Raw genomic sequence first — 25,574 nt, 5'->3', positions numbered from 1 at the left:
CGCCCAGGGCCCCGGCCCCGGCCCCCGGCCGCTCCCCACCGTTTCGGCGCTCGACGCACGGCGCCCCCGCCCGGAAGAACCGGGCGGGGGCGCCGTACGACCCTGTGTGCCGACTACAGGCCGAGTTCGACCTCGAACTCGCCCGCCTCCAGGATGGCCTTCACGGCGGTCAGGTACCGCGCCGCGTCGGCCCCGTCCACCAGCCGGTGGTCGTAGGACAGCGTCAGGTACGTCATGTCGCGGACGCCGATGACCGTACCCTCCTCCGTCTCGATGACGGCCGGACGCTTCACCGTGGCCCCGATACCGAGGATCGCGACCTGCCCCGGCGGCACGATGATCGTGTCGAACAGCGCACCGCGCGAACCGGTGTTGGAGATGGTGAAGGTCGCGCCGGACAGCTCGTCCGGAGTGATCTTGTTGCCGCGGACCTTGCCGGCCAGCTCGGCCGTGGCCTTGGCGATGCCGGCGATGTTCAGGTCGCCCGCGTGCTTGATGACCGGGGTCATCAGGCCCTTCTCCGAGTCCACCGCGATACCGATGCTCTCGGTGTCGAAGTAGGTGATCGTGCCCTCGTCCACGTTGATCCGGGCGTTGACGGCCGGGTGGGCCTTCAGCGCCTGGGCCGCCGCCTTCACGAAGAACGGCATCGGGGAGAGCTTGACGCCCTCACGCGCCGCGAAGGAGTCCTTCGCCTTGGCGCGCAGCCGCATCAGCCGGGTGACGTCCACCTCGACGACCGACGACAGCTGGGCCTGCTCGTGCAGCGCCTTGACCATGTTGTCGCCGATGACCTTGCGGATGCGCGGCATCTTGACGGTCTGGCCACGCAGCGGCGAGGCCTCCAGCGCGGGGGCCTTCTTCGCGGCGGCAGGCGCGGCGGCGGCCGGAGCCGGGGCGGCGGCGGCCTTCGCGGCCTCGGCGGCGGCGATGACGTCCTGCTTGCGGATACGGCCGCCGACGCCGGTGCCCTTGACCGAGCCCAGGTCGACGCCGTTCTCGGCGGCGAGCTTGCGCACCAGCGGGGTGACGTAGGCACCCTCGTCGGTGGCCTGCGCGGCGGCGGGAGCCGGGGCGGCCGGGGTGACCGGAGCAGGGGCGGCCGGGGCCGGGGCCGGCGCCGGGGCGGCGGCGACCGGGGCGGGAGCCGGGGCCGGAGCGGCCGGAGCCGGGGCGGCCGGAGCCGGGGCGGCGGGCGCGGGGGCAGCCGGAGCGGCGGGCGCGGGAGCCGGGGCAGCCGGAGCCGGAGCGGCGGGCGCGGGAGCCTCGGCAGCCGGGGCCGGGGCGGCCGGCGCCGGGGCAGCGGCCGGAGCCGCACCCGGAGCACCGATGACGGCCAGCTTCGCGCCGACCTCGGCGGTCTCGTCCTCGCCGACCGTGATCTCCAGCAGCACACCGGAGGTGGGCGCCGGGATCTCGGTGTCGACCTTGTCCGTGGACACCTCGAGCAGCGGCTCGTCGGCCTCGACGGAGTCGCCGACCGACTTCAGCCAGCGGGTGACGGTGCCCTCGGTGACGGACTCGCCGAGCGCGGGCAGGACGACGTCCGTGCCCTCGGCGGAGCCGCCGCCGGAGGCGGCCTCGGCGCTGGGAGCCGGGGCCGGAGCCGCCTGCTCGGTGGAGGGCTCCGCGGCCGGGGTCGGCTCGGGAGCGGGCGGGGCCACCTGCTCGGCGGCCGGCGCCTCTTCGGCGGCCGGGGCCGGGGCGTCGGCCGGGGCGCCGGTGCCGTCGTCGATGACGGCCAGTTCGGCGCCGACCTCGACGGTCTCGTCCTCGGCGACCTTGATGGACGCCAGGATGCCGGCGGCGGGCGAGGGGATCTCGGTGTCGACCTTGTCGGTCGACACCTCGAGCAGCGGCTCGTCGGCCTCGACGCGCTCGCCCTCGGCCTTCAGCCAGCGGGTGACAGTGCCCTCGGTGACGCTCTCACCGAGCGCCGGAAGGGTTACGGAAACCGCCATGGTTTCGGTTGCTCCTTACGAATTGCGGAAGTCTGTGTCGTCGCGGAGTCGCGGAATCGCTTCGTCGACCGAGGGTCAGTCGTGCGAGTGGAGCGGCTTGCCGGCCAGGGCCAGGTGGGCCTCGCCGAGCGCCTCGTTCTGCGTCGGGTGGGCGTGGATGAGCTGCGCGACCTCGGCCGGCAGCGCCTCCCAGTTGTAGATCAGCTGGGCTTCGCCGACCTGCTCGCCCATGCGGTCGCCGACCATGTGGACGCCGACCACGGCACCGTCCTTCACCTGGACGAGCTTGATCTCGCCCGAGGTGTTGAGGATCTTGCTCCTGCCGTTGCCCGCCAGGTTGTACTTGAGAGCGACGACCTTGTCCGCGCCGTAGATCTCCTTGGCCTTGGCCTCGGTGATGCCCACGGAGGCGACCTCCGGGTGGCAGTACGTCACCCGCGGCACGCCGTCGTAGTCGATCGGGACGGTCTTGAGACCGGCCAGACGCTCCGCCACCAGGATGCCCTCGGCGAAGCCGACGTGCGCGAGCTGGAGCGTCGGCACGAGGTCGCCGACGGCGGAGATGGTGGGGACGTTCGTCCGCATGTACTCGTCGACCAGGACGTAGCCGCGGTCCATCGCGACGCCCTGCTCCTCGTAGCCGAGACCGGCGGAGACGGGCCCGCGGCCCACCGCGACCAGCAGGAGTTCGGCCTCGAACTCCTTGCCGTCGGCCAGGGTGACCTTGACGCCGTCGGCGGTGTACTCGGCCTTCGAGAAGAAGGTGCCCAGGTTGAACTTGATGCCGCGCTTGCGGAACGCGCGCTCAAGAAGCTTGGAGGAGTTCTCGTCCTCGAGGGGGGCGAGGTGCTTGAGGCCCTCGACGATCGTGACGTCCGAGCCGAAGGACTTCCACGCGGAGGCGAACTCCACGCCGATGACACCGCCGCCCAGGATGATCGCGGACTTCGGCACCCGGTCCAGGACGAGCGCGTGGTCGGAGGAGATGATCCGGTTGCCGTCGATCTCCAGGCCCGGCAGCGACTTCGGCACGGAGCCGGTCGCCAGGAGCACGTGGCGGCCCTGGACGCGCTGTCCGTTGACGTCGACGGAGGTCGGGGAGGACAGGCGGCCCTCACCCTCGATGTACGTCACCTTGCGGGAGGCGACAAGCCCCTGGAGGCCCTTGTACAGGCCGGAGACGACACCGTCCTTGTACTTGTGGACCCCGGCGATGTCGATGCCCTCGAAGGTGGCCTTCACACCGAACTGCTCGCTCTCGCGGGCCTGGTCGGCGATCTCGCCCGCGTGGAGCAGAGCCTTGGTGGGGATGCAACCCCGGTGCAGGCAGGTGCCGCCGACCTTGTCCTTCTCGATCAGGGCGACGTCCAGGCCCAGCTGCGCCCCGCGCAGGGCCGCGGCGTAACCGCCACTACCACCGCCGAGGATCACTAGGTCGAAAACGGTGCTGGCGTCGTTCGCCACGTCACGTCCTCCATGCATGTGCGCCGTACGCCGGTCTGCGGTGACCGGGCGGCGGCTGGTGTCCGGCCGCTCTTCTTCGGCCCTGTGGTGTGGGCCCTGTCCTGCCGAGCCCCATCTTCGCACTTGTGGGAGACGAACGAGACGCCGGGCCGGGGTGTGAGACACCCCACGCTCACCTGTGGCGAGGGTGAGCGGAGCCGCCAGGGGCGCGGGACTGTGCCGATCCGCGGCCGCGCCGCGCGGGCGCGACCGGCCGAGTGATCAGTCGCACAGTCCCCGCGCCTCCGGGGGCTAGCCGAGATCGCCCTCCGCGGTCAGTTCGGCCAGCCGGACCAGCGTCCGCACCGCCGTACCCGTGCCGCCCTTGGGCGTGTAACCGAACGGCCCGCCCTCGTTGAACGCGGGCCCCGCGATGTCGAGGTGCGCCCAGGTGATGCCCTCGCCGACGAACTCCCGCAGGAAGAGACCGGCGACGAGCCCGCCGCCCATCCGCTCGCCCATGTTCGCGATGTCGGCGACGGGGGAGTCCATGCCCTTGCGCAGGTGCTCCGGCAGCGGCATCGGCCAGGCCGGCTCGCCGACCTCCTCGGCCGCCTCGTGCAGCGCGGAGCGGAACGCGTCGTCGTTCGCCATGATCCCGAACGTCCGGTTGCCCAGCGCCAGCATCATCGCGCCGGTCAGGGTCGCGACGTCCACGATGGCGTCCGGCTTCTCCTGGGAGGCGGCCCACAGCGCGTCCGCGAGGACCAGCCGGCCCTCGGCGTCGGTGTTCAGGACCTCGACCGTCTTGCCGCTGAACATCCGCAGCACGTCACCCGGGCGGGTGGCCGAGCCGGACGGCATGTTCTCGGCGAGCGCCAGCCAGCCGGTGACGTTGACGTCCAGGCCCAGACGCGCGACGGCGACCACGGCGGCGAACACCGCCGCCGCGCCGCTCATGTCGCACTTCATCGTCTCGTTGTGCCCGGCCGGCTTGAGGGAGATGCCGCCCGAGTCGTAGGTGATGCCCTTGCCGACGAAGGCGAGGTGCTTCCGTGCCTTGGAGGAGGTGTACGACAGCTTCACCAGGCGCGGGGGTGCCGCCGAGCCGGCGCCGACGCCGAGGATGCCGCCGTAGCCGCCCTTGGCGAGGGCCTTCTCGTCGAGGACCTGCACCTTGATGCCGTGTTCCTTGGCCGCGGTCCGGGCGACGGCGGCGAAGGCCTCGGGGTCGAGGTCGTTCGGCGGCATGTTGATGAGGTCCCGGGCGCGGTTGAGTTCCTCGGTGACCGCGGCGGCGCGGACGAGGGCGGCCTTGTGGGCGGCGTCGCGCGGCTTGCCGCCGAGCAGGACGGCCTCGGCGAGCGGGGCCTTGCCGGTCTTCGCCTTGGCGTCCTTGCCCTGTTCCTTGTAGGCGTCGAACGAGTAGGCGCCGAGCGCCACGCCCTCGGCGACCGCGCCGAGGTCGGCGGCGTCCGCCACGGGCAGGGCGAAGGCGGCCTTCTTGCAACCGGCGAGGGTGCGGGCGGCCACACCGGCGGCGCGGCGCAGCGCCTCGGCGTCGTACGAGGCGTCCTTCTCGGGCTCCGCGCCCAGCCCCACCGCCAGCACGAGAGGCGTCTTGAAGCCGGCCGGGGCCGGCAGCTTCGTCACCTCGCCCTCGGCGCCGACGGCACCGAGGGTTTCCAGGACGCCGGCGAGCCGGCCGTCGTAGGCCTGGTCCACGGACTCGGCGCCCGATGTGACGACGGGGCCGTCGGCGCCCTTGGCGACACCGATCACGATCGCGTCGGCCCGCAGGCCGGGCGCCGCGGCGGTGCTGAGAGTGAGAGCAGTCACGGTGGTGATTTCTCGCTTCCGATGTGGAGTTGCGGTGGCCGATGTGTGTGGGTCGACCGGGCCCGACAGCCGACCCTAGATCCGGGCTGGGGACGCGGTCGTCACCGGGGTCGGCCTCGCCGGCGCGGCGGACCGGCGCGGAGACCCCGCAACGAGCGTACGCGTGCGTGGGCGTCGGCTCCCGCACGGGAGCGCTCACCTGTCGTCGGCGGCGTGGCCACCGCCCGATCCTCGCATTCGGGGGACGCGGTCGCCTCTCTCGGGTGCGGGGCGGGGCGGTGTGGTGCGAGGCGGTGCGGGGCGGGGCGGTGTGGTGCGGTGCCGCGGGCCGGACGGCCGCGGGAGATCATGCGGGGAGCCGCCGCCGCCCATCCTGGAGTTCGTCCGTGAGACGCCTGATCCCGCCGACCGCCCTGTCGACCGTCCTGCTGACCGTCCTTGTGTCGCTGCTCGCCGGCTGCGCGTCCGGGCCCGACGACGGGCCGGCGGAGCCGGACCGCTGGCGGCCGGGCCCCGGCATCGGCTGGCAGTGGCAGCTGAGGGGCCGTCTGGACACCTCCGTGGACGTGCCCGTGTACGACGTCGACGGCTTCGACCAGAGCGAGGCGGCCGTCGCCCGGCTGCACGACGACGGCCGCAAGGTCATCTGCTACCTGTCCACCGGCGCCTGGGAGGACTGGCGGCCGGACGCGGGGAAGTTCCCGAGGGCGGTCCTGGGCGAGGGCAACGGCTGGGAGGGGGAGCGCTGGCTGGACATCCGTCGCACGGACGTCCTCGAACCCCTGATGAAGGCCCGTCTCGACATGTGCCGGTCCAAGGGCTTCGACGCGGTCGAACCGGACAACATGGACGGCTACCGGAACAGCACCGGCTTCCCGCTGACGGCCGCCGACCAGCTCCGCTACAACCGGCTGATCGCCCGACTCGCCCACGACCGGGGCCTGTCCGTCGGTCTGAAGAACGACCTCGACCAGATCCCCGACCTCGTGGACGACTTCGACTTCGCGGTCAACGAGCAGTGCGCCCAGTACGGCGAGTGCGCGCGGACGACTCCGTTCGTCGAGGCGGGCAAGGCCGTCTTCCACGTCGAGTACGAACTCCCCACGAGCCGCTTCTGCGCCGACTCCCGTCGGCTGGGGCTGAGTTCCCTGCTGAAGAAGTACGAACTCACGGCGTGGCGTGAGGCCTGTTAGCCGAGGGTTCTCCCGTCATCGCCGCGCCCACCCACCGGGATGAGCGGGACGGTCCTCAGCCGAGGCAGAGGGCCACGAGTGCCGTCGTGGCAGCCGTCTCCGCCAGACCGCCGAAGACGTCGCCGGTGACCCCGCCGAAGCGGCGCGTGCAGTGGCGCAGCAGCAGTTCGGCGGCGGCCAGGGCGAGGGCGACCGCCAGGGCGGTGCGGACGGCGTCGTACGGGCCGAGGAGGGCGCCGCAGGCCGCCGCGGCGGCGAGGCAGCCCGCCGTCACGGCCAGCGCGCCGCGCACCGGGACCGCCCCGGCGACCGCCGCGCCGAGCCCGTCCGGCCGGGCGGCCGGGACTCCGGCGCGGGCGGCGAGGGTCAGCGCCAGCCGGGCGGCGACCGCGGAGGCGACGGCCGCGAGGGCGCCCCGGGCCCACGAGGCGCCGTAGAGCTGGCTCAGCGCGGCGACCTGGGCGAGCAGGACGAGGACGAGGGTGAGCACGCCGAAGGGCCCGATGTCCGACTGCTTCATGATCCGCAGGGCGTCGTCCGCGGGCTTGCCGCTGCCCAGCCCGTCCGCGGTGTCCGCCAGCCCGTCGAGGTGCAGACCGCGGGTGAGGGCGGCGGGTACGGCGGCGGAGGCGACGGCGGCGAGCGGCGGGCCCGCGCCGAGGGCCAGCAGCGCCAGCCCGAGCCCGGCCGCGCAGCCGCCGACGACCAGCCCGGCCAGCGGGGCGCCGAGCATGCCCCCGCGCGCGGCCTCGCGGTCCCAGCGGGTCACCCGGACCGGGAGCACGGTGAGGGTGCCGAAGGCGAAGCGGATCCCGTCGAGCGGCGAGGGCGGCGAGGGCGGCGAGGGCGGGGTGGTGGACACCGGCGCAGGTTACCGGGCAGTCGGACGGGCGCCCTCGGCAGCGGGGGAAGAAAATGCTCTCATGGGACATTGGTTGCAGCGGAACATCGTGGAGCCGGGCAAGCTGCCGCTGCTCATCGCCCTGACCTCCTTCGTCCTGACCTTCCTGATCACCCGGGTCATCACCCGCCTGATCCGCGCGGGCAAGGGCCCGTTCGGCAACGTCAGCGCGGGCGGGGTGCACATCCACCACGTGGTCCCGGGCATCGTGCTCGCCGTCGTCGGCGGCTTCGGCGCGGTGGCCAGCGGCCGGCACGGCTTCGGCTCGGCCGCCTGCGCGGTGGTCTTCGGCATCGGCGCGGGTCTGGTCCTGGACGAGTTCGCGCTGGTCCTGCACCTGGACGACGTGTACTGGACGGAGGCCGGCCGCAAGAGCGTGGAGGCCGTCGTCCTGACGGCGGCCCTCGTCGGCCTGGTGCTGGTCGGCTTCTCGCCGTTCGGCGTCAACGACCTCAGCGACGAGGAACTCCAGGACCGGGGCAGCGTGATCTCGACCGTGGTCGTCAATTTCCTGTTCGCGCTGGCCGTGCTGAGCAAGGGCAAGGCCAAACTGGCGGTCTTCAGCGTGGTCGTCCCGTTCGTCGCCCTGTTCGGGCTCGTCCGGGTGGCCCGCCCCGACTCCCCGTGGGCCCGCCGCTTCTACCGCAGGCGCCCCCGCGCCCGCGCCAAGGCGGTCCTGCGGGCCTACCATCACGACCGACGCTGGGCCGGCCCCCGCCGGGTGCTCGGCGACTGGCTGGGCGGCAAGACCGACGCGGAGCTGAGCCGCGCCGCCGACCACCACTGAGGCGCCCCCACACCAGTGCGCGCGGCGCTGACGTCGCCGGGGCCCACGCGCGCGTACAGCGTGCCCTGTGCCGCCGCGCCGCCGCCCGCGCCGCCCACGCGGTGCCGAGCGGTCCTGCCCACCGCGGTGTCGAGCGCCCCGCCCACGCGGTGCCGAGCGCGTCCACTCCGTGCCGAGCGCTCCGTCTACTCCCTGCCGAGCGTCTCGTCCGAGTCCGCGGCGGACTCGGACTCGGCGGCTGGGGCCTCGGCGGTTGCGGTCTTCTCCGGCTCCTGGGACCCGTGGGGCTCCTGAGGCTTCTGTGGCTTCTCGGGCAGTTCGGCGGCCAGGGCGGCGGCCGCCTGCACCAGCGGGAGGGCCAGCAGCGCTCCGGCGCCCTCGCCCACGGTCACGCCCTGGTCCAGCAGCGGCTCCAGCGCCATCCGGTCCAGCGCCTTGGCCTGCCCCGGCTCCCCGCTGCGCTGCCCGGCCAGCCACCAGTCCGGCGCCCGGAACGCGATCCGCTGCCCGACCAGCGCACACGCCGCCGCCACGACGCCGTCCAGCACCACCGGCACCTTCCGTACGGCGCACTGGAGCAGGAAGCCGGTCATCGCCGCCAGGTCGGCACCGCCGACGGTCGCCAGCAGCTGCAACTGGTCCCCGAGCACCGGCCGGGCCCGCCGCAGCGCGTCGCGGATCGCGGCGCACTTGCGCATCCACGCCAGGTCGTCGATCTCCAGGCCGCCCCGCCCGGTCACCACGGACGCGTCGGTCCCGCACAGCGCGGCCACCAGCACGCCGGCCGCCGTCGTCCCGCCCACGCTGACGTCGCCGAGCACGACCAGGTCCGTACCGCAGTCCGCCTCCTCGTCGGCCACCGCGACCCCCGCGAGGAAGGCCGCCTCGGCCTCCTCCGCGGTCAGCGCGTCCTCGATGTCGATACGACCGCTGCCGCGCCGCACCCGGTGGCGCACGACGCCCTCGGGGAAGACGTCCGGCTCGCAGTCCAGCGCCATGTCCACGATCCGCACGGGGACGTCGAGCCGGCGGGCGAGCACCGACACCGGCCGGCCGCCCTCCAGGACCTCCCGCACCAGCTCCGCCGCGCTGCCCGCGGGCCGCGCCGAGACGCCCAGCGCGGCGACGCCGTGATCGCCGGCGAACAGCACGACCCGCGGTCGTACGACCGGCCGCACGGGCACCGAACCCTGCGCCGCCGCCAGCCATTCACCGAGGTCGTCGAGGCGGCCCAGCGATCCGGGCGGCACGGTCTGACGTTCCCGGCGCGCCTCCGCGTCGCGGCGCACGCCGCCGTCGGGGCGCTCGATCAGATCGGTGAAGTCGTCGAGATTCAGCGAACTCATTCGCCGAACAGTACCGGCACCGATCGAACGGATCGGCGCCACATCCGCACCACACCCCCATGACGTCTTTGCACCCAAGATCGGTATCCCATACGTTCCGTTTTGCTGTGAATTGCCGCGCCCTTCGACGCCCTCCACGGAGCCGCTCATGCCCCCCAGGCCCATCCACGAGCCGCGCCGCGACACCTGCCCCTGGTGCGGCTCGAAGCGCCTGCGCAACCGTCTGCGCGCGCCCGACCTGCTCCATCACCGGCCGGGCACCTTCGCCGTCGACGAATGCCTGGACTGCGCGCACATCTTCCAGAACCCGCGGCTGACCGCGGAGGGACTCGCCCTCTACCACCTCCCTCCGGCCAGGGGCCTGCCCGGCGACTCCGCCGAACGCGTCCTCGCCCTGCGCACCCGCCGGAGCCGGCTGGTGGCCACCGCCCGCGCGATGCTGCCCTTCCCCGAGCCGGAGAGCTGGCTGGACGTGGGCACGGGGGACGCCCTGTTCCCCGAGGCGGCGAAGGAGGTCTTCACCTACACCTCCTTCGACGGCGTCGACCCCACCCCGCGGGTCGTCCGGGCCCAGCAGGCCGGCCGCGTGGAGGAGGCCCACCAGGGACGGCTCACCCACCCCGCGACCACCGCACGGCTGCGCGCCCGCTACGACGTCGTCAGCATGCTCGGCCATGTGGAGCACACCCTCGACCCGCGCGCGGAACTCCGCGCCGCTCTCGCCGCGCTGCGGCCCGGCGGGCACCTGCTCCTCGAACTGCCCGATCCGCACAGCGCGTTCGCCGCGCTGCTCGGCAAGTGGTGGGTGGCCCACGGGCAGCCGCGTCACCTGCACCTGATCCCGCTGCGCAACCTGCGCGCCGAACTCGAGTTCCAGGGCTGCACGATCGTCACGGCCGACCGCAGCGGGGCCCACGTCCCGCACGACCTCGCGGCGGCCCTCGCCCTGTCCCTGTCCCGGTCGGTCCCGTCCCCCCGTACGGCCCTCCTGCGAGCCGCCACCCCCCTGGTCGCCGTGGCCACCGCACTGGACCACGCCCTGGCCCCCCTCCTCCGCCACACCCGCTTCTCGAACACGTACCGAGTCATCGCCCGCAAGAACTGACACCGCGACAGCCACCACCCGACCCAGGCACCGCCCGAGGGCTGCGGCCCCAGCCCTCGGCGTCCCGCCACGTGGCCGCGGGACGGGCGCTTCACCTCGCGTAGTGCCGCCACGTGGCCGTGGGGCGGGGCGCCTCACCTCGCGTAGTGCCGCCGCGTGGCCGTGGGGCGGGCGCTCACCTCGCGTAGTCCCGCCACCTGAGCGTCGGGCGGGCGCCTCACCCGCGCAGTGTCACCACCTGGCCCGCCACGACCAGCAGCACCTCCTCGCACTCCGCCGCGACCGCCGCGTTCAGGCGTCCCAGCTCGTCCCGGTACCGCCGCCCCGACGCCGTGGCCGGCACGATCCCGGAGCCGACCTCGTTCGACACGAGCACCACCGGTCGCCGGGTACCGCGGACCGCCCCCGCCAACTCCGCCACCCGTGCGCGCAGCTCGCGCTCACCCCCGTCCGCCCACACCGCGTCGTCCCACGCACCGACGGAGTCCATCGCGTCGGTCAGCCACAGCGACAGGCAGTCGATCAGCAGGGGCGGCGCCCCGTCCTGCGCGAGCAGGGGCACGAGGTCGCACGTCTCGACCGTCCGCCACGAGCCCGGCCGCCGCTCCCGGTGCGTGGCGACCCGCGCCGCCCACTCGCCGTCCCCGCCCCGCGATCCGCCGGTCGCGACGTACAGCACGTCCGGGAAGGACTCCAGCCGCCGCTCGGCCTCCACCGACTTCCCCGACCGGGCCCCGCCCAGCACCAGGGTCCGCCGTGGCACGTCGGGCACCTCCTCGTACACCCCGACCGTCAGCGTCGAACCGTCCGGCACCGCCCGCGCCCCCGCCGCGGCCAGCCGACGCCGCAACTCCGGGCCCGACGGCGCGTCGTGGTCCAGATGGACGGCGACGACGTCCGTGGTGGGCCCGACCGCGCCCACCGCCCGCAGCTTCGCCAGCGCGTCCGGGCGCCCCACCACGTCGATGAGGACCATGTCGTACCGCTCGGCCGGTTCCCCGCCCTCCTGGAGACCGGCCGGCGCGCCGCCCGGCGGCAGGTACAGCAGCCGCTGCCCGTCCGGGCCGGTCACGGCGTAGCCCGTACCGGGAGCGTCCATCGCCACCGCGCGCACCCGATGCCCCGTCAGATGGGTCAACTCCCGTCCGTCCGGCACCCGGCCGGGTTGCGGCAGCCCGGCCGGCACCTCGACGGCGGGCCCGTCGTGCGGATGCGACAGCAGCACCTGCCGTACGCCGCCCAGGGAATGCCCGGAGCGCGCCGCGGCGAAGGCCGCGCCCGGCGTGAGGTCGAGCAGCAGCGTCCCGTCCAGGAGCACCGCGGTCGCCGCCCGCGCGTCCACCCCGAGGGAGGTCGCGCAGACGGCACACGGACAGTCGGGGCGGGGGAGTCCCGCGGGGGCACCGGTACCGAGCAGAGTCACTTCCACGGAGCTGATTTTCGCGCGTCCGACCGCGTCTTGCGCATCCGGCTAGGCTGCGTGCCAGGAGCCGGACCAAGATCCGGCTTCTGCTCTGCATGTGCTCACACGTTGGAGGCGTACATGGCGGCATGGACGTGGCGGTTCGAGAAGGCCGACGGGACGGAGGTCCAGCCCGCGGTGCAGCCGGAGGAGTTCACCACGCAGGGGGACGCCGAGTCCTGGCTCGGGGAGCACTGGAAGGCCCTGCTCGAAGGCGGCGCGGACCAGGTACGGCTGTTCGAGGACGCCACGGAGATCTACGGCCCGATGAACCTGCACGCGGACGAGTCGTAGGACGGACTCCGGCCCGGGGTGGCCGGTCGACGGCCACCCCGACCCGCCCCGTCGACCGCTTTGCCGTAAACCGCCCGCCCCGTCGGCCGCCCCGCCGTCGACCGCCCGCCGCCGACCACCCGCCCCGTCGGCCGCCCCGCCGTCGACCGCCCGCCCCAGCAACCGCCCCCTGGTGGACCGCCCCGACCGGCCTGTCAACGGCCCGTCACTGTTCGCCCAGCGTCACCTCGGCCGTCCGCTCGTCCCCGCCACGGGTGAAGGTGACCGTCGTCCGCTCGCCGGGCCGCATCCCGGCCAGGGTCTCCGCCAGCGAGGTGATCGTGGTGACCGAGGTGTCACCCAGCCCGGTGATGACGTCCCCCGCCCGCAGGCCCGCCCGGTCGGCCGCGCCGCCCCTGGTCACCTCCACCACCGCCACCCCCGCGGCCCGGTAGTCGTCGTCCACGACGGTCCGTGCGGTGATGCCGAGCGCGGCCCGCCCGGAGTCGGTGACCTTGCCGTTGCGCACGATCTGGTCGGCGACGGTGCGCACCATCGAGGCGGGGATCGCGAAGCCGATGCCCGGCGCCGCCCCCTGGCCCAGCCCGGGGTCGGTGGCCGCGAGGGTCGGGATCCCGATGACCTCGCCGTCGAGATCCACCAGGGCGCCACCGCTGTTGCCGGGGTTGATGGCCGCGGACGTCTGCACCATGTTGGCGATCGTCGCGCCCGTGCCCCCTTCGGCGCTTCCCTCGCTGACGGTCCGTCCGGTCGCCGAGACGATGCCCTGCGTCACGCTCGAGGACAGGCCGAGCGGAGAGCCCATGGCGAGCACGATCTGGCCCACCTCGACCTTGCCGGAGTCCCCGAGGCGGGCCGCCCTCAGCCCCTCGGGCACCCGGTCCAGCTTGATGACGGCGAGGTCCTGCTCGGGGTACGAGGAGACGAGCGTGGCGGCGAGGGTGTCCTCGCTGTGCGCGGTCGTCACCCGGAAGGTCTTCTCGTCCCCGACGACGTGCGCGTTGGTGACGATGTGTCCCGCACCGTCGTAGACGACCCCGGACCCGAGATCGCGGCTCGCCTCGATCTGCACGACCGACGGCAGGACGTCCCGGATCACCTTCTGGTAGGCGCTCTGCAGGTCGTCGGCCCGGGTGACGGCCGCCGGCTGAGCGGTGCGGGCGGGCTGCCGGGTGACGCCTTCCTCGGCCGGGGACCCGGCACCGGAGCATCCGGCGACCAGCCCCCCGAGGCAGCTCACGACGACCGCCGCGACGACGGCTGTCCAGGCGCGCGTACGGGAAGCATCCATGCCCCGAGTCTCACCAGGGAGCGGACCCCCGGCTCGCGCAGCTCACCCGAACGAGCGCGCCGCACCACCCGCCAGACCCTACGGGGGGACCTCTCAGCCCCGCACCCCGCACAGATGCAGCAGGCCCGCCACACCGCGGTAGGGGTCCGTCCGGCCCGCCCGCTCCTCCGCGGCCAGCAGCGGCTCCAGGTCCTCGGGGAGATCCGCCCCGTCCACCGCGGTGTCCGTGAAGACCCGTACGCCGTACCAGGCGTGCAGCGGCGCCCCGATCCCCGCGAGGGTGGCGGTCAGGGTCTCCCGGCGGTCGGCGCGGACGTCGTGGCCCGCCCGCGCGGGGGTCCCCCCGTCCGGATCCGTCCGCGAACGGGGGATGTGCGCCGTGCTGTCGAAGGCGCTCAGCGCCCCCGCCCAGTCGCCGGCCAGACCGGGCCGCATGGCCAGCGCGTCGGCATTGCGCACCAGGAGGGACAGCAGCCCGCCGGGGGCCAGCACGCGCGCGAGGCCCGCGAGAACGGGATCCGGCTCCTGGACGTGCATGAGCACGCCGTGGCAGAGCACCACGTCGAAGCTGCCGGGCACGAAGTGCACGCCGGTGTCCCGGCCGTCGCCCTCCATGATCCGCATGCGGGCCCGGATGCCCTCGGGCTCCCCGGACAGCGCCTCACGGGCCGCGGCGATCATCGTGGCGTCCTGTTCCAGGCCGGTCACCTGATGGCCGAGCCGGGCCAGCCGCAGTGCCTGCGTGCCCTGGCCCATGCCCACGTCGAGCACGCGCAGCCGCTGCCCGACCGGATAACGCGCGGCTATCTGTTCGTCGAGCTGCCGGGCCACCAGCTCCCGCCGTACGACGTCACGCAGCCCGCCCAGCCTGCTCGGCCGGGCCTTCGCCGCGCCCTCGGGGAAAGAAGCAGTGCTCAGGGCCGCTCTCCGCGCTTGACCTGCGGCTTCGGCAGCCGGAGCCGACGCATCTGAAGGGAGCGCATGAGGGCGTAGGCCACCGCGCCCCGCCGGTTCTGCTCCGGGAAGCGCTCGGCGAGCCGCTTCTTCAGCCGGAGACCGGTGACGAGCGAGTCCAGCACGATCAGCACGATCACCACGAGCCACAGCAGCAGGGCGATCGACTGGAGCGAGCCCACCCGGACCATGCTCAGCACGAGGATGACCACGGCCATCGGCAGGAAGAACTCCGCCACGTTCAACCGCGAGTCGATGGTGTCGCGCGCGAACTTGCGGACGGGACCCTTGTCCCGGACCGGCAGGAACCGCTCGTCACCACCCGCCAGCGCCTGCCGCTGGCGCTCGAGCTGGGCTCGGCGCTCCTCGCGCTGACGCTTGGAGGCGTCCTTGCGCGACGACGACGTGTTGGCGACGCTGCGCCGCTGGGACTGGGCCTCACTGCGCTTGGGCGTGGGCCTGCCCTTCGGGGCCTGCGGGTCGCGGGTCTGCTTGGAGTCGGTCAGCGGCGCCTTGTCGGCGACCGATGCCTTCTCATCCTTGGCACGGCTACGGAACACAAAACCCAAGGGTAAGCGCTCCCCGGGCATGGACCGCAGCCCGGTGGGGAACGATCCGGCAACACCAGTCGTCTGTAGTGAGGACGGACCCGGGACAGACCGGTGGAGAGGGGACGAGCGGTGGCGCAGCGGTCACCCTGAAGGTCACCTACTCCTTACGCCGGAGCAAGGCCTTGGTCAGTCGTCCTTGGGGATGAGCGCATCCGTCCCCGAACAGTGCGTCAATGGATGCGGGGCCCGTACTGTGGGTTCTGTCGCAGAGCTGGAGCTGGACGTCAGAAGGGGGCGCGCGAAGCCCATGAGCGGTGTCATGAAGCGTATGGGGATGATCTTCCGCGCGAAGGCGAACAAGGCCCTTGACCGGGCCGAGGACCCGCGCGAAACCCTCGATTACTCGTACCAGAAGCAGCTGGAGCTTCTCCAGAAGGTGCGCCGCGGTGTCGCCGACGTGGCGACCTCCCGCAAGCGGCTGGAACTCCAGCTGAACCAGTTGCAGTCGCAGTCCTCCAAGCTGGAGGACCAGGGCCGCAAGGCGCTGGCGCTGGGCCGCGAGGACCTGGCCCGCGAGGCGCTCTCCCGCCGCGCCGCGCTCCAGCAGCAGGTCACCGACCTGGAGACGCAGCACTCGACGCTCCAGGGCGAGGAGGAGAAGCTCACCCTCGCGGCCCAGCGCCTCCAGGCCAAGGTAGACGCCTTCCGCACCAAGAAGGAGACCATCAAGGCCACCTACACGGCCGCGCAGGCGCAGACCCGGATCGGCGAGGCCTTCTCCGGCATCTCCGAGGAGATGGGCGACGTCGGCCTGGCGATCCAGCGTGCCGAGGACAAGACGGCCCAGCTCCAGGCCCGGGCCGGCGCTCTCGACGAACTCCTCGCCTCCGGCGCCCTGGACGACCCCACCGGCCTGGCCAAGGACGACCTCCAGGCCGAGCTGGACCGGCTCTCCGGTGGTACGGATGTAGAGCTGGAGCTTCAGCGCATGAAGGCGGAGCTGGCCGGTGGCACCTCCTCCGGGCAGCAGGCCATCGAAGGCGGCGCCGAGCCGTCGCAGAGCCGGCAGCAGCCGCAGGACACCCCGCGCTTCGACAAGCAGTAGCGTCGGCGCCGGGGCCGGAGCCGAGGAGGCCGACATGATCGTTCGGATCATGGGGGAGGGCCAGTGGACACTGGCCGACGCCCACTTCGCCGAACTGAACGCACTGGACGACGCACTGCTGGCCGAGATGGAGAGCGGCGACGAGGACGGCTTCCACCGCACCCTCGGAGCCCTGCTGGGCGCCGTCCGCCGCCTCGGCGAGCCTCTCGCGGACGACTCCCTGGAACCTTCCGAACTGATCCTCCCGGCCGAGGAAGCGAGCCTGGACGAGGTCAGGGAGATGCTGGGCGACGACGGGCTGATCCCCGGATGAGGACAGCGCGCCCGCCGGGTGCGGGAGCGCCGGTCCCGAGGTCCGGGAGGGCCGATCCGGGTGAGGACACGCGATCCGGCCCGTCCGGCGGCTGAGGACGAGGCAGTCCGGGCCGACAGCGGGATGTGGGGCCACGGCCCCGGCAGCAGCCCCCAGCGACGGCCACGAAAGCGACGGTACGGAAAAGTGACCCCCCTCGCTCGAGCCCGGCGCCGGCTGAGAGCCCACCCCCTCGCCCTGGACTCCGCCCTCGCCGCGACCGTTCTGCTGTGCATGCTGGCCGGTTCCTTCGTCGCCCCGCACGGCGAGCGGGGCGTCAGCTGGAGCCTGCACACCCCGGACCCCCTCAGCCTGCTGCTGATCACCCTGAGCGGCGCCGCCCTCGTCCTCCGCCGCAGCGCCCCCATGACCGTCCTCGTGCTCACCGGCACCTGCTCCGTGGCCGAGAGCGTCACCGGCGACCCGCGCGCCCCCGTCGCGATGTCGGCCGTCATCGCCCTGTACACCGTCGCCTCCACCACCGACCGCCCCACCACGTGGCGGGTCGGCCTGCTCACCATGACGGTCCTGACCGGCGCCGCCATGCTGGCCGGGCCACTGCCCTGGTACGCCCAGGAGAACCTGGCGATCTTCGCCTGGACGGGCATCGGCGCCACCGCCGGGGACGCCGTCCGCAGCCGCCGGGCCGTCGTACGCGCCATCCGGGAGCGGGCCGAGCGGGCCGAACGCACCCGCGAGGAGGAGGCCCGCCGCCGGGTCGCCGAGGAGCGCCTGCGCATCGCCCGCGACCTGCACGACGTGGTCGCCCACCACATCGCCCTCGTCAACGTGCAGGCCGGGGTGGCCGCCCACGTCATGGACAAGCGGCCCGACCAGGCCAAGGAGGCCCTCGCGCACGTCCGCGAGGCCAGCCGCTCCGCACTCAACGAACTCCGCGCCACCGTCGGCCTGCTGCGCCAGTCCGGCGACCCGGAGGCCCCCACCGAACCGGCGCCCGGCCTCGACCGTCTCGACGAGCTGACCGGCACCTTCCGCAGCGCCGGGCTCCAGGTCGAGGTGGCCCGCGCCGACCACGGCACCAAGCTGCCCGCCGCCGTCGACCTGGCCGCCTACCGCGTCATCCAGGAAGCCCTCACCAACGTGCGCAAACACGCGGGACCCGACGCCCGGGCCGAGGTCAGCGTCGTACGCGTCGGACCGCATGTCGAGGTGACCGTGCTCGACGACGGCGCGGGAGACGCGCCGGCGTCGGAGGACGGCGGCGGGCACGGTCTGCTCGGGATGCGCGAGCGCGTCACCGCCCTGCGCGGCACCCTCACCACCGGTCCCCGCTACGGAGGCGGTTACCGCGTCCATGCGATCCTGCCCGTCAAGACCCGCTCCACCGCCCCCGAGGACTCCGCGTGACCATCCGTGTCCTGCTCGCCGACGACCAGGCGCTGCTGCGCAGCGCGTTCCGGGTGCTCGTCGACTCCGAGCCCGACATGGAGGTGGTCGGCGAGGCCTCCGACGGGGCGCAGGCGGTCCGGCTCGCCAAGGAGGAGCGCGCCGACGTCGTCCTGATGGACATCCGCATGCCCGGCACCGACGGTCTCGCCGCCACCCGCCTGATCAGTGCCGACCCGTCCCTCGCCCACGTCCGGGTGGTGATCCTGACGACCTTCGAGGTCGACGACTACGTGGTGCGGTCGCTGCGGGCGGGCGCCTCCGGCTTCCTCGGCAAGGGCAGCGAACCCGACGAACTGCTCAACGCCATCCGGATCGCCGCGGGCGGGGAGGCCCTGCTGTCGCCGGCCGCGACCAAGGGGCTGATCGCCCGCTTCCTCGCCCAGGGCGACGCCGCGGGCGACGAGGACGATCCGGCCCGCGCGCAACGGCTGGCGGCGCTCACCGGCCGGGAGCGCGAGGTCCTCGTCCAGGTCGCCGGCGGCCACTCCAACGACGGGATCGCCGAGCGTCTGGAAGTCAGCCCGCTGACCGTGAAGACGCACGTCAACCGGGCCATGGCCAAGCTGGGCGCGCGCGACCGGGCCCAACTCGTGGTGATCGCGTACGAGTCCGGTCTGGTCCGCCCGAGGGTGGACTGACCCCCACCGGCCGTACTGCGCCCGGAGTATGCGCGGCATAAGGAAATCGACCTCGGGGTGACGGATCGGGCTCCGCCGATGGCCCAGGGTGTGAGGGAGGGCGCTCCCACGGGTTCGCGCCCCCTGTCCATCGCTGCCGTGCCGCTTCTGCCGCTCACAGAAGAGAGACCCGTAACCCATGTCCTGGCTGTCCAGGTTCAGCCTCGCGCAACGGGCCCTGATAGGCCTGATGTCCATCATCGCGATCGTGTTCGGCGCGATCGCGATCCCGCAGCTCAAACAGCAGCTCCTGCCCACCATCGAACTGCCGATGGTGTCGGTGCTCGCGCCGTACCAGGGCGCCTCCCCGGACGTCGTCGAGAAGCAGGTCGTCGAGCCGATCGAGGACAACCTCGAAGGGGTCGACGGCATCACCGGTGTCACCTCGACGGCGAGCGAGGGCAACGCCGTCATCCTGGCCTCCTTCGACTACGGCAACGACACCAAGCAACTCGTCGCCGACGTCCAGCAGGCCGTGAACCGGGCCCGCGCCCAGCTCCCGGACTCGGTGGACCCGCAGGTCGTCGCCGGTTCCACGGACGACATGCCGACCGTGGTCCTCGCCGTCACCTCGGACGGGGACCAGCAGGCCCTCGCCGACCGCCTCGACACGACCGTCGTGCCCGTGCTGAAGGACATCGACGGCGTCGGACGGGTCACCGTCGACGGCGTGCGCGACCTGCGCGTCACCGTCACCCCGGCCGACGCGAGGCTGGCGAAGGCCGGGCTGACCATCCAGTCCCTCGCCCAGGCCCTCCAGGCGGGCGGCGTCACCGTTCCGGCCGGCTCCTTCGACGAGGCCGGCGGCAACCGCACCGTGCGGGTCGGCGGCGGCTTCACGTCCCTGCAGCAGATCCAGGATCTGGTGATCCCCGCCCGGCCGGGCGGCAAGCCGGTCCGCCTCGCCGACGTGGCCACGGTCAAGCAGGAGGAGGCCCCCGCCGACTCCCTCACCCGTACCGACGGCAGGCCCAGCCTCGCCGTCGCCGTGACCATGGACCACGACGGCAGCTCCGTCGCCATCTCGGACGCGGTCGAGGACAAACTGCCCGCCCTGCGCGAGAACCTCGGCGCCGGCGCGTCGATCACGGTCGTCAGCGACCAGGGCCCGGCGGTGTCGAAGTCCATCAAGGGCCTCACCACGGAGGGCGGGCTCGGCCTGCTCTTCGCGGTCCTGGTCATCCTGGTCTTCCTGGCGTCGATCCGCTCGACGCTGGTGACGGCGGTGTCCATCCCGCTGTCCGTGGTCCTCGCCCTGATCGTGCTGTGGACCCGTGACCTGTCGCTCAACATGCTCACCCTGGGCGCGCTGACCATCGCCATCGGCCGGGTCGTCGACGACTCGATCGTGGTCCTGGAGAACATCAAGCGCCATCTCGGCTACGGCGAGGAGCGCCAGGCCGCGATCCTCACCGCGGTCCGCGAGGTGGCCGGCGCGGTCACCTCCTCCACCCTCACCACGGTCGCCGTGTTCCTGCCGATCGGCCTGGTCGGCGGCATGGTGGGCGCCCTGTTCGGCTCCTTCAGCCTCACCGTCACGGCGGCCCTCCTGGCCTCCCTGCTGGTGTCGCTGACGGTCGTCCCCGTCCTGTCGTACTGGTTCCTGCGGCCCCCGAAGGGCACCCCCGCGGACGCCGAGGAGGCCCGCCGCGCGGCCGAGGAGAAGGAGGCGCGGAGCCGCCTCCAGCGGTTCTACGTCCCCGTCCTGCGGTTCGCGACCCGGCGCCGCCTGACGAGCGTGGCGATCGCGGTCGTCGTCCTGGTCGGCACGTTCGGCATGGCCCCCCTGCTGAAGACCAACTTCTTCGACCAGGGCGAGCAGCAGGTCCTGACCGTCAAGCAGGAGCTGAAGCCGGGCGCCAGCCTGGCGGCGACCGACGCGCAGGCCAAGAAGGTCGAGCGGCTGCTCGCCGACACCGAGGGCGTCAAGAACTACCAGGTCACCGTCGGCTCCTCCGGCTTCATGGCGGCCTTCGGCGGCGGCACCGACACCAACCAGGCCTCCTACCAGGTGATGCTGGAGGACTCGGCGTCCTTCGAGGACGTCCAGGACCACATCGAGGACGGCCTGGAGAAACTGTCCGGCATCGGCAGCACCACGGTCGCCGTCGGTGACGGCTTCGGCAGCCAGGACCTCAGCGTCGTCGTGAAGGCGGCCGACGGCGAGGTCCTGCGCAAGGCGGCCGAACAGGTCCGCGCCGCGGTGGCCGGCCTCGACGACGTCACGGACGTCACCAGCGACCTCTCGCAGAGCGTGCCGCGCATCTCGGTCAGGGCGAACGCCCGGGCCGCGGCGGCCGGGTTCGACGAGCAGACGCTGGGCGCCGCGGTCGCGCAGGCGGTCCGCGGGACGACGGCGGGCAAGGCGATCCTGGACGACACCGAGCGCGACATCGTCATCACCTCCGCCACTCCGGCGACCACGCTGGCGCAGCTCCGGGCCCTGCCCCTGGGCGCGGTGGAACTCGGCTCCATCGCGACCGTGCGGCTCGTCGACGGCCCGGTCGCCATGACCCGCATCGACGGCCGGCGCGCGGCCACCATCACCGCCCGGCCGACCGGCGACAACACGGGCGCGGTGAGCGCGGACCTGACGTCTGAACTCGACGCGCTGAAGCTCCCGGCGGGCGCGACGGCCGAGATCGGCGGTGTATCGGAGGACCAGGACGACGCCTTCAAGAACCTGGCCCTGGCCATGCTCGCGGCGATCGCGATCGTCTTCATGCTGCTGGTGGCGACGTTCCGGTCGCTGGTCCAGCCGCTGATCCTGCTGGTGTCCATCCCGTTCGCGGCGACCGGCGCGATCGGCCTGCTGATCGTCACCGGCACCCCGATGGGCGTCCCGGCGATGATCGGCATGCTGATGCTGATCGGCATCGTGGTCACCAACGCCATCGTGCTGATCGACCTCATCAACCAGTACCGGCGACAGGGCCACGGCGTCGTCGAGGCCGTGATCGAGGGCGGCCGGCACCGGCTGCGGCCCATCCTCATGACGGCGCTGGCGACCATCTTCGCCCTGCTGCCGATGGCCCTGGGCGTCACCGGCGAGGGCGGCTTCATCGCCCAGCCGCTGGCGGTGGTCGTGATCGGCGGTCTGATCACCTCGACGCTGCTCACCCTGCTGCTCGTCCCGACCCTCTACGCGATGTTCGAACTGCGCAAGGAACGGCGGGCGGGGAAGAAGGCGGCGAAGAAGCGGGCCGCCGAGCCGCAGAAGACGCCGGAGCCGGCCGGCGTGTGACGCGCGGCTGAGCACGACCGGCACCGATGTCCCTTCCCTCGCCGGGCTTTCCTATCCTGTGAGCTGTAACTGCTCGACGGGGGAAGGGGATCGAGGCGGTGCCTCTGCACAAGGACGACCCGAGGTCGCTCGGCGGATACCGGATCGTCGACCGCCTCGGCGCCGGCGGCATGGGCGTCGTCTACCGGGCCAGATCACGCTCCGGCCGGGACGTGGCCGTCAAGGTGGTGCACGCCCAGTACGCGGCGGACGCCGTCTTCCGCACCCGTTTCCGTCAGGAGATCGAGGCCGTCCGCCGGGTGAGCGGCGCCTTCACCGCGCCCGTGGTCGACGCGGACCCGGAGGCGGCCCGGCCGTGGATGGCCACCCAGTACGTCCCGGCCCCCTCGCTCGCCGAACGGATCCGCGCGGACGGCCCGCTGCGCGGCACGGAGCTGCGCCGCCTCGCGCTCGGGCTGGTGGAGGCGCTGCGCGACATCCACCGGGCCGGGGTGGTCCACCGCGACCTCAAGCCCGCGAACGTCCTGATGGCCGAGGACGGCCCCCGCGTCATCGACTTCGGCATCTCCCGCGCGGCCGAGAACCAGACGCTGACCGAGACCGGCCACATGATCGGCACCCCGCCCTTCATGTCCCCGGAACAGCTCACGGACGCCCGCACGGTCGGCCCCGCCTCGGACGTCTTCTCGCTGGGCGCGCTCCTGGTGTACGCGGCCACCGGACGCGGCCCCTTCGACGCCGACAGTCCCTATCTGACGGCGTGGCGGGTGATGAAGGAGCAGCCGGAGCTGGAGGCGCTGCCGCCGGCCCTGCGCACGGTCCTGGCCCGCTGCCTGGCCAAGGTCGCGGCCGACCGGCCGCCGCTCGACGACCTGGGGAAGGAGTTCGCCGACGTCCTGCCCGAGGCGGCGCCCGGTGAGGCGTCCGCCGTGGACCCGCCTCCGCCCGCCCACGGGCCGGCGGGCCATGAACCGGCCGCCGCCGGGCCGCCCGCGGACCGTCCGGGCGGCACCGGCCCGCCCCGCGGAACCGACCCCGTGGCCCTGCCCGGCGCACGCGGGGACGGCCCGCCCGGCGGTACGCGCCGCCGCAACCGGCTGCTCGCCCTGGTCGGCGCCTCCGGCGTCCTGGCCGTCGCGCTCGCGGTCTCCCTCGCCCTCGGCCCGCTGCGGGACCGCGGATCGGCCGGGGCGGGCGGTTCCCCCAGCAGTTCGGCGCCCTCCCGATGGGCGGCCGTCCCGGCCGGCTGGCAGCCCTGGACGACGACGGTCCGCGAGGCCGCGGCGAGCGGCGTCACCCGCGCCCCGGAGGCACGGGGCGACACGGGGACGCCGTCCTGCGCGATGGACGGCGAGGCGCTCTACTGCGCCGGAGGCGACACCGCGCCGGTCCGCCTCGACGCACTGACCGGCCGGACGCGCTGGCGGGCCGACACCGTGCCGTCGGGGACGGCCGGGGTCAGGTACGAGGGTCAGATCCTCGGCGTGCACGACGGGGTGGTGCTGGCGCGTCAGTCGGTGCTCATCTCGTCGGACGAGAGGACCGAGACCCCGAAGGTCGTGGCGCTGGACGCCGGCACCGGCACCGAGCTGTGGTCCACCCCGATGACCGCGGAGAACGGGGCCCCGGCCCTGGCCGGTGGGCTCGCCCTGACGGTCGAGGACGACCGCACGGTCACCGCCCGCTCCCTCCACGACGGCAACCCCCTCTGGTCCGCGTCCCTGCCCGCGGACCACTCCTGCACCTTCCGCGCCGCCTCCGGTGGTCTGCTGTACGCCCTGTGCTCCAGGTACGACGGCGACAGCCCGGGTGTCCGGCTGCTGGCCCTCGACCGGACCGACGGCACGACCCGTCCGCTGACGACCCTCAAGGTCCACAGCGCCTACCTCGGCGAACGCGGCGACCAACTGGTGTTCGTCGAGGAGAGCGCGGAGAGCCTGGAGGGCCTCGGCGACCTGTCGTACACCCGCGCGGTACTCGTCGACCGCGTGAGCGGGGAGCAGCGTGCGGTCGCGCTGGTGGGGGCGCCCAGCGGCCAGGTCGCCCTGGTGAACGGGGTGCTCTGCTTCGCGGGATCGAACGGCCTGGTCACCGCCGTCTCGCCGGACACGGGCCGGCGGCTGTGGCAGAGCCGGACGACCCAGGAACAGCCGGGCAGGCCGATGGGGGAGCCGGGTGGCGCGACGGTGTTCCTGGCCAGTGTGAGCGGGCGGGTGGCGGCCCTCGACGCCCGCGACGGCACCGTGCTGTGGGAGTCCCTCCCGCGGGCCGGCCGGGCCGTGAGCGGTGGCTGGTCCTCGGAACTGTTCCGGCAGGCGGGCGCGTTGGTGGTGGCCACCCCCGACGGGACGGTCTTCTCCGTCGACCCGGCGCACCCGGACCACACCCCGGCCCCGGCGTGAGCGTGCACGTCGGGGCCGGGGGCGGTGCCGGTCACGGCAGCGCGAGGGCTACTGCGGCGTGAGGGTTACGGCAGGGCCAGCATCCGCTCCAGCGCCAGCTTGGCGAACGTCTCGGTCTCCTTGTCGACCTCGATGCGGTTGACCAGCTTGCCGTCGGCCAGGGACTCCAGGGTCCAGACCAGGTGCGGCAGGTCGATGCGGTTCATGGTCGAGCAGAAGCAGACCGTCTTGTCGAGGAACACGATCTCCTTGCCCTCCGGCGCGAAACGGTTCGCCAGCCGGCGCACCAGGTTCAGCTCCGTGCCGATGGCCCACTTGGAGCCGGCGGGCGCGGCCTCCAGGGCCTTGATGATGTACTCGGTCGAGCCGACGTAGTCCGCCGCCGCCACGACCTCGTGCCGGCACTCCGGGTGGACCAGGACGTTCACGCCGGGGATGCGGGCGCGTACGTCCTCCACCGACTCCAGGCTGAAGCGGCCGTGCACCGAGCAGTGGCCCCGCCACAGGATCATCTTCGCGTCGCGCAGCTGCTCGGCGGTCAGCCCGCCGTTCGGCTTGTGCGGGTTGTAGAGGACGCAGTCCTCCAGGGACAGACCCATGTCGCGGACGGCGGTGTTGCGGCCGAGGTGCTGGTCGGGCAGGAACAGCACCTTCTCGCCCTGGGCGAAGGCCCACTCCAGGGCCTTCTCGGCGTTGGACGAGGTGCAGATCGTGCCGCCGTGCTTGCCGGTGAACGCCTTGATGTCCGCGGAGGAGTTCATGTACGAGACGGGCACGACCTGCTCGGCTATGCCGGCCTCGGTCAGCACGTCCCAGCACTCGGCCACCTGCTCGGCCGTCGCCATGTCGGCCATCGAGCAGCCGGCCGCCAGGTCGGGCAGGACCACCTTCTGGTCGTCCGAGGTCAGGATGTCCGCGGACTCGGCCATGAAGTGCACACCGCAGAACACGATGTACTCGGCCTCCGGGCGGGCGGCGGCGTCGCGGGCCAGCTTGAAGGAGTCGCCCGTGACGTCGGCGAACTGGATGACCTCGTCGCGCTGGTAGTGGTGCCCGAGGACGAAGACCTTGTCACCGAGCTTCTCCTTGGCGGCGCGGGCCCGCTCCACCAGGTCCGGGTCCGACGGGGAGGGCAGGTCGCCGGGGCACTCGACGCCCCGCTCACTCCTCGGGTCGGCCTCGCGGCCGAGCAGCAACAGGGCGAGCGGAGTCGGCTGTACGTCGAGCTCCGTGGTCTGGGCGGTGGTCACGGCACGC

At 73.4% G+C, this 25,574-nt stretch carries 20 protein-coding genes; 10 read left to right on the top strand and 10 right to left on the bottom strand.

The window, feature by feature from the left end:
- Window positions 1-113: 113 nt before the first annotated feature.
- From sucB to ACFYO5_RS02040, 3 genes are all read right to left on the bottom strand, one after another.
- Window positions 114-1,961: a 2-oxoglutarate dehydrogenase, E2 component, dihydrolipoamide succinyltransferase gene (gene sucB / locus ACFYO5_RS02050; protein ID WP_388703113.1), complete on the bottom strand. Its 1,848-nt coding sequence runs from the start codon at window positions 1,959-1,961 to the stop codon at window positions 114-116.
- Between the two features lie 75 nt (window positions 1,962-2,036).
- On the bottom strand, window positions 2,037-3,425 hold the full coding sequence (lpdA, locus tag ACFYO5_RS02045; protein ID WP_356559088.1) for a dihydrolipoyl dehydrogenase: 1,389 nt from the start codon (window positions 3,423-3,425) through the stop codon (window positions 2,037-2,039).
- 291 nt (window positions 3,426-3,716) lie between these two features.
- Entirely contained in the window at window positions 3,717-5,243 is a 1,527-nt protein-coding gene (locus tag ACFYO5_RS02040) for a leucyl aminopeptidase (protein ID WP_388703110.1), read from the bottom strand.
- A 386-nt stretch (window positions 5,244-5,629) separates the two neighbouring features.
- Here ACFYO5_RS02040 and ACFYO5_RS02035 point away from each other — a divergent pair, with 386 nt between their 5' ends.
- Window positions 5,630-6,436, top strand: coding sequence for an endo alpha-1,4 polygalactosaminidase (locus ACFYO5_RS02035; RefSeq protein WP_388703107.1), 807 nt, complete (start codon window positions 5,630-5,632; stop codon window positions 6,434-6,436).
- 55 nt (window positions 6,437-6,491) lie between these two features.
- Here ACFYO5_RS02035 and ACFYO5_RS02030 read toward each other — a convergent pair whose 3' ends face one another.
- Entirely contained in the window at window positions 6,492-7,298 is an 807-nt protein-coding gene (locus ACFYO5_RS02030) for an adenosylcobinamide-GDP ribazoletransferase (protein WP_388703104.1), read from the bottom strand.
- A 61-nt stretch (window positions 7,299-7,359) separates the two neighbouring features.
- Between ACFYO5_RS02030 and ACFYO5_RS02025 the strand changes: the two genes are divergently transcribed.
- The gene (locus ACFYO5_RS02025) at window positions 7,360-8,124 is read left to right on the top strand and encodes a hypothetical protein (protein WP_388703101.1); all 765 of its coding nucleotides are present in this window, start codon (window positions 7,360-7,362) and stop codon (window positions 8,122-8,124) included.
- A gap of 185 nt (window positions 8,125-8,309) precedes the next feature.
- Here the strand turns inward: ACFYO5_RS02025 and cobT are convergent, their stop codons facing one another.
- A complete protein-coding gene (gene cobT / locus ACFYO5_RS02020; protein ID WP_388703099.1) occupies window positions 8,310-9,470 on the bottom strand; it encodes a nicotinate-nucleotide--dimethylbenzimidazole phosphoribosyltransferase in 1,161 nt (386 codons plus the stop codon).
- Between the two features lie 148 nt (window positions 9,471-9,618).
- Here cobT and ACFYO5_RS02015 point away from each other — a divergent pair, with 148 nt between their 5' ends.
- Window positions 9,619-10,575 (top strand): class I SAM-dependent methyltransferase, encoded by a 957-nt coding sequence (locus tag ACFYO5_RS02015; protein WP_388703096.1) that lies wholly within the window; start codon window positions 9,619-9,621, stop codon window positions 10,573-10,575.
- Window positions 10,576-10,792: 217 nt separating this feature from the next.
- On the opposite strand, the gene ACFYO5_RS02010 is transcribed toward ACFYO5_RS02015, so the two are convergent.
- Entirely contained in the window at window positions 10,793-12,004 is a 1,212-nt protein-coding gene (locus ACFYO5_RS02010; protein WP_388703093.1) for a bifunctional adenosylcobinamide kinase/adenosylcobinamide-phosphate guanylyltransferase, read from the bottom strand.
- Between the two features lie 114 nt (window positions 12,005-12,118).
- On the opposite strand from ACFYO5_RS02010, the gene ACFYO5_RS02005 reads away from it, so the two are divergent.
- Window positions 12,119-12,331 carry a hypothetical protein gene (locus ACFYO5_RS02005; protein WP_073497036.1) on the top strand — a complete coding sequence of 71 codons (213 nt, stop codon included), beginning with the start codon at window positions 12,119-12,121 and terminating at the stop codon, window positions 12,329-12,331.
- Between the two features lie 205 nt (window positions 12,332-12,536).
- On the opposite strand, the gene ACFYO5_RS02000 is transcribed toward ACFYO5_RS02005, so the two are convergent.
- The 3 genes from ACFYO5_RS02000 to ACFYO5_RS01990 all read right to left on the bottom strand — a co-directional run bounded on the left by ACFYO5_RS02000 (window position 12,537) and on the right by ACFYO5_RS01990 (window position 15,166).
- Window positions 12,537-13,622: a S1C family serine protease gene (locus ACFYO5_RS02000; RefSeq protein WP_388703090.1), complete on the bottom strand. Its 1,086-nt coding sequence runs from the start codon at window positions 13,620-13,622 to the stop codon at window positions 12,537-12,539.
- 93 nt (window positions 13,623-13,715) lie between these two features.
- Window positions 13,716-14,453 (bottom strand): class I SAM-dependent methyltransferase, encoded by a 738-nt coding sequence (locus ACFYO5_RS01995; RefSeq protein ID WP_388703087.1) that lies wholly within the window; start codon window positions 14,451-14,453, stop codon window positions 13,716-13,718.
- 83 nt (window positions 14,454-14,536) lie between these two features.
- The gene (locus tag ACFYO5_RS01990; protein WP_356559068.1) at window positions 14,537-15,166 is read right to left on the bottom strand and encodes a DUF3043 domain-containing protein; all 630 of its coding nucleotides are present in this window, start codon (window positions 15,164-15,166) and stop codon (window positions 14,537-14,539) included.
- A 289-nt stretch (window positions 15,167-15,455) separates the two neighbouring features.
- On the opposite strand from ACFYO5_RS01990, the gene ACFYO5_RS01985 reads away from it, so the two are divergent.
- From ACFYO5_RS01985 to ACFYO5_RS01960, 6 genes are all read left to right on the top strand, one after another.
- On the top strand, window positions 15,456-16,232 hold the full coding sequence (locus tag ACFYO5_RS01985) for a PspA/IM30 family protein (RefSeq protein WP_356560027.1): 777 nt from the start codon (window positions 15,456-15,458) through the stop codon (window positions 16,230-16,232).
- Window positions 16,233-16,266: 34 nt separating this feature from the next.
- Window positions 16,267-16,545, top strand: a complete 279-nt coding sequence (locus ACFYO5_RS01980; RefSeq protein WP_356559066.1) for a hypothetical protein — start codon at window positions 16,267-16,269, stop codon at window positions 16,543-16,545.
- A 186-nt stretch (window positions 16,546-16,731) separates the two neighbouring features.
- Entirely contained in the window at window positions 16,732-17,952 is a 1,221-nt protein-coding gene (locus tag ACFYO5_RS01975; protein ID WP_388703083.1) for a sensor histidine kinase, read from the top strand.
- The gene (locus ACFYO5_RS01970; RefSeq protein ID WP_388703081.1) at window positions 17,949-18,632 is read left to right on the top strand and encodes a response regulator; all 684 of its coding nucleotides are present in this window, start codon (window positions 17,949-17,951) and stop codon (window positions 18,630-18,632) included. Before ACFYO5_RS01975 ends, ACFYO5_RS01970 begins: the two co-directional genes overlap by 4 nt.
- A gap of 178 nt (window positions 18,633-18,810) precedes the next feature.
- A complete protein-coding gene (locus tag ACFYO5_RS01965; RefSeq protein ID WP_388703078.1) occupies window positions 18,811-21,915 on the top strand; it encodes an efflux RND transporter permease subunit in 3,105 nt (1,034 codons plus the stop codon).
- A gap of 98 nt (window positions 21,916-22,013) precedes the next feature.
- Window positions 22,014-24,317, top strand: coding sequence for a serine/threonine-protein kinase (locus ACFYO5_RS01960; RefSeq protein ID WP_388703075.1), 2,304 nt, complete (start codon window positions 22,014-22,016; stop codon window positions 24,315-24,317).
- 65 nt (window positions 24,318-24,382) lie between these two features.
- Here the strand turns inward: ACFYO5_RS01960 and nadA are convergent, their stop codons facing one another.
- A complete protein-coding gene (gene nadA / locus ACFYO5_RS01955) occupies window positions 24,383-25,567 on the bottom strand; it encodes a quinolinate synthase NadA (RefSeq protein WP_388703073.1) in 1,185 nt (394 codons plus the stop codon).
- Window positions 25,568-25,574 lie beyond the last annotated feature (7 nt).

The sequence above is a fragment of the Streptomyces sp. NPDC006259 genome (genome assembly GCF_042870975.1).
Taxonomy (GTDB): Bacteria; Actinomycetota; Actinomycetes; order Streptomycetales; family Streptomycetaceae; genus Streptomyces.
The sequence above is the reverse complement of the archived record's forward strand: the minus strand, read 5'-3'. Positions and strand labels throughout refer to the sequence as shown.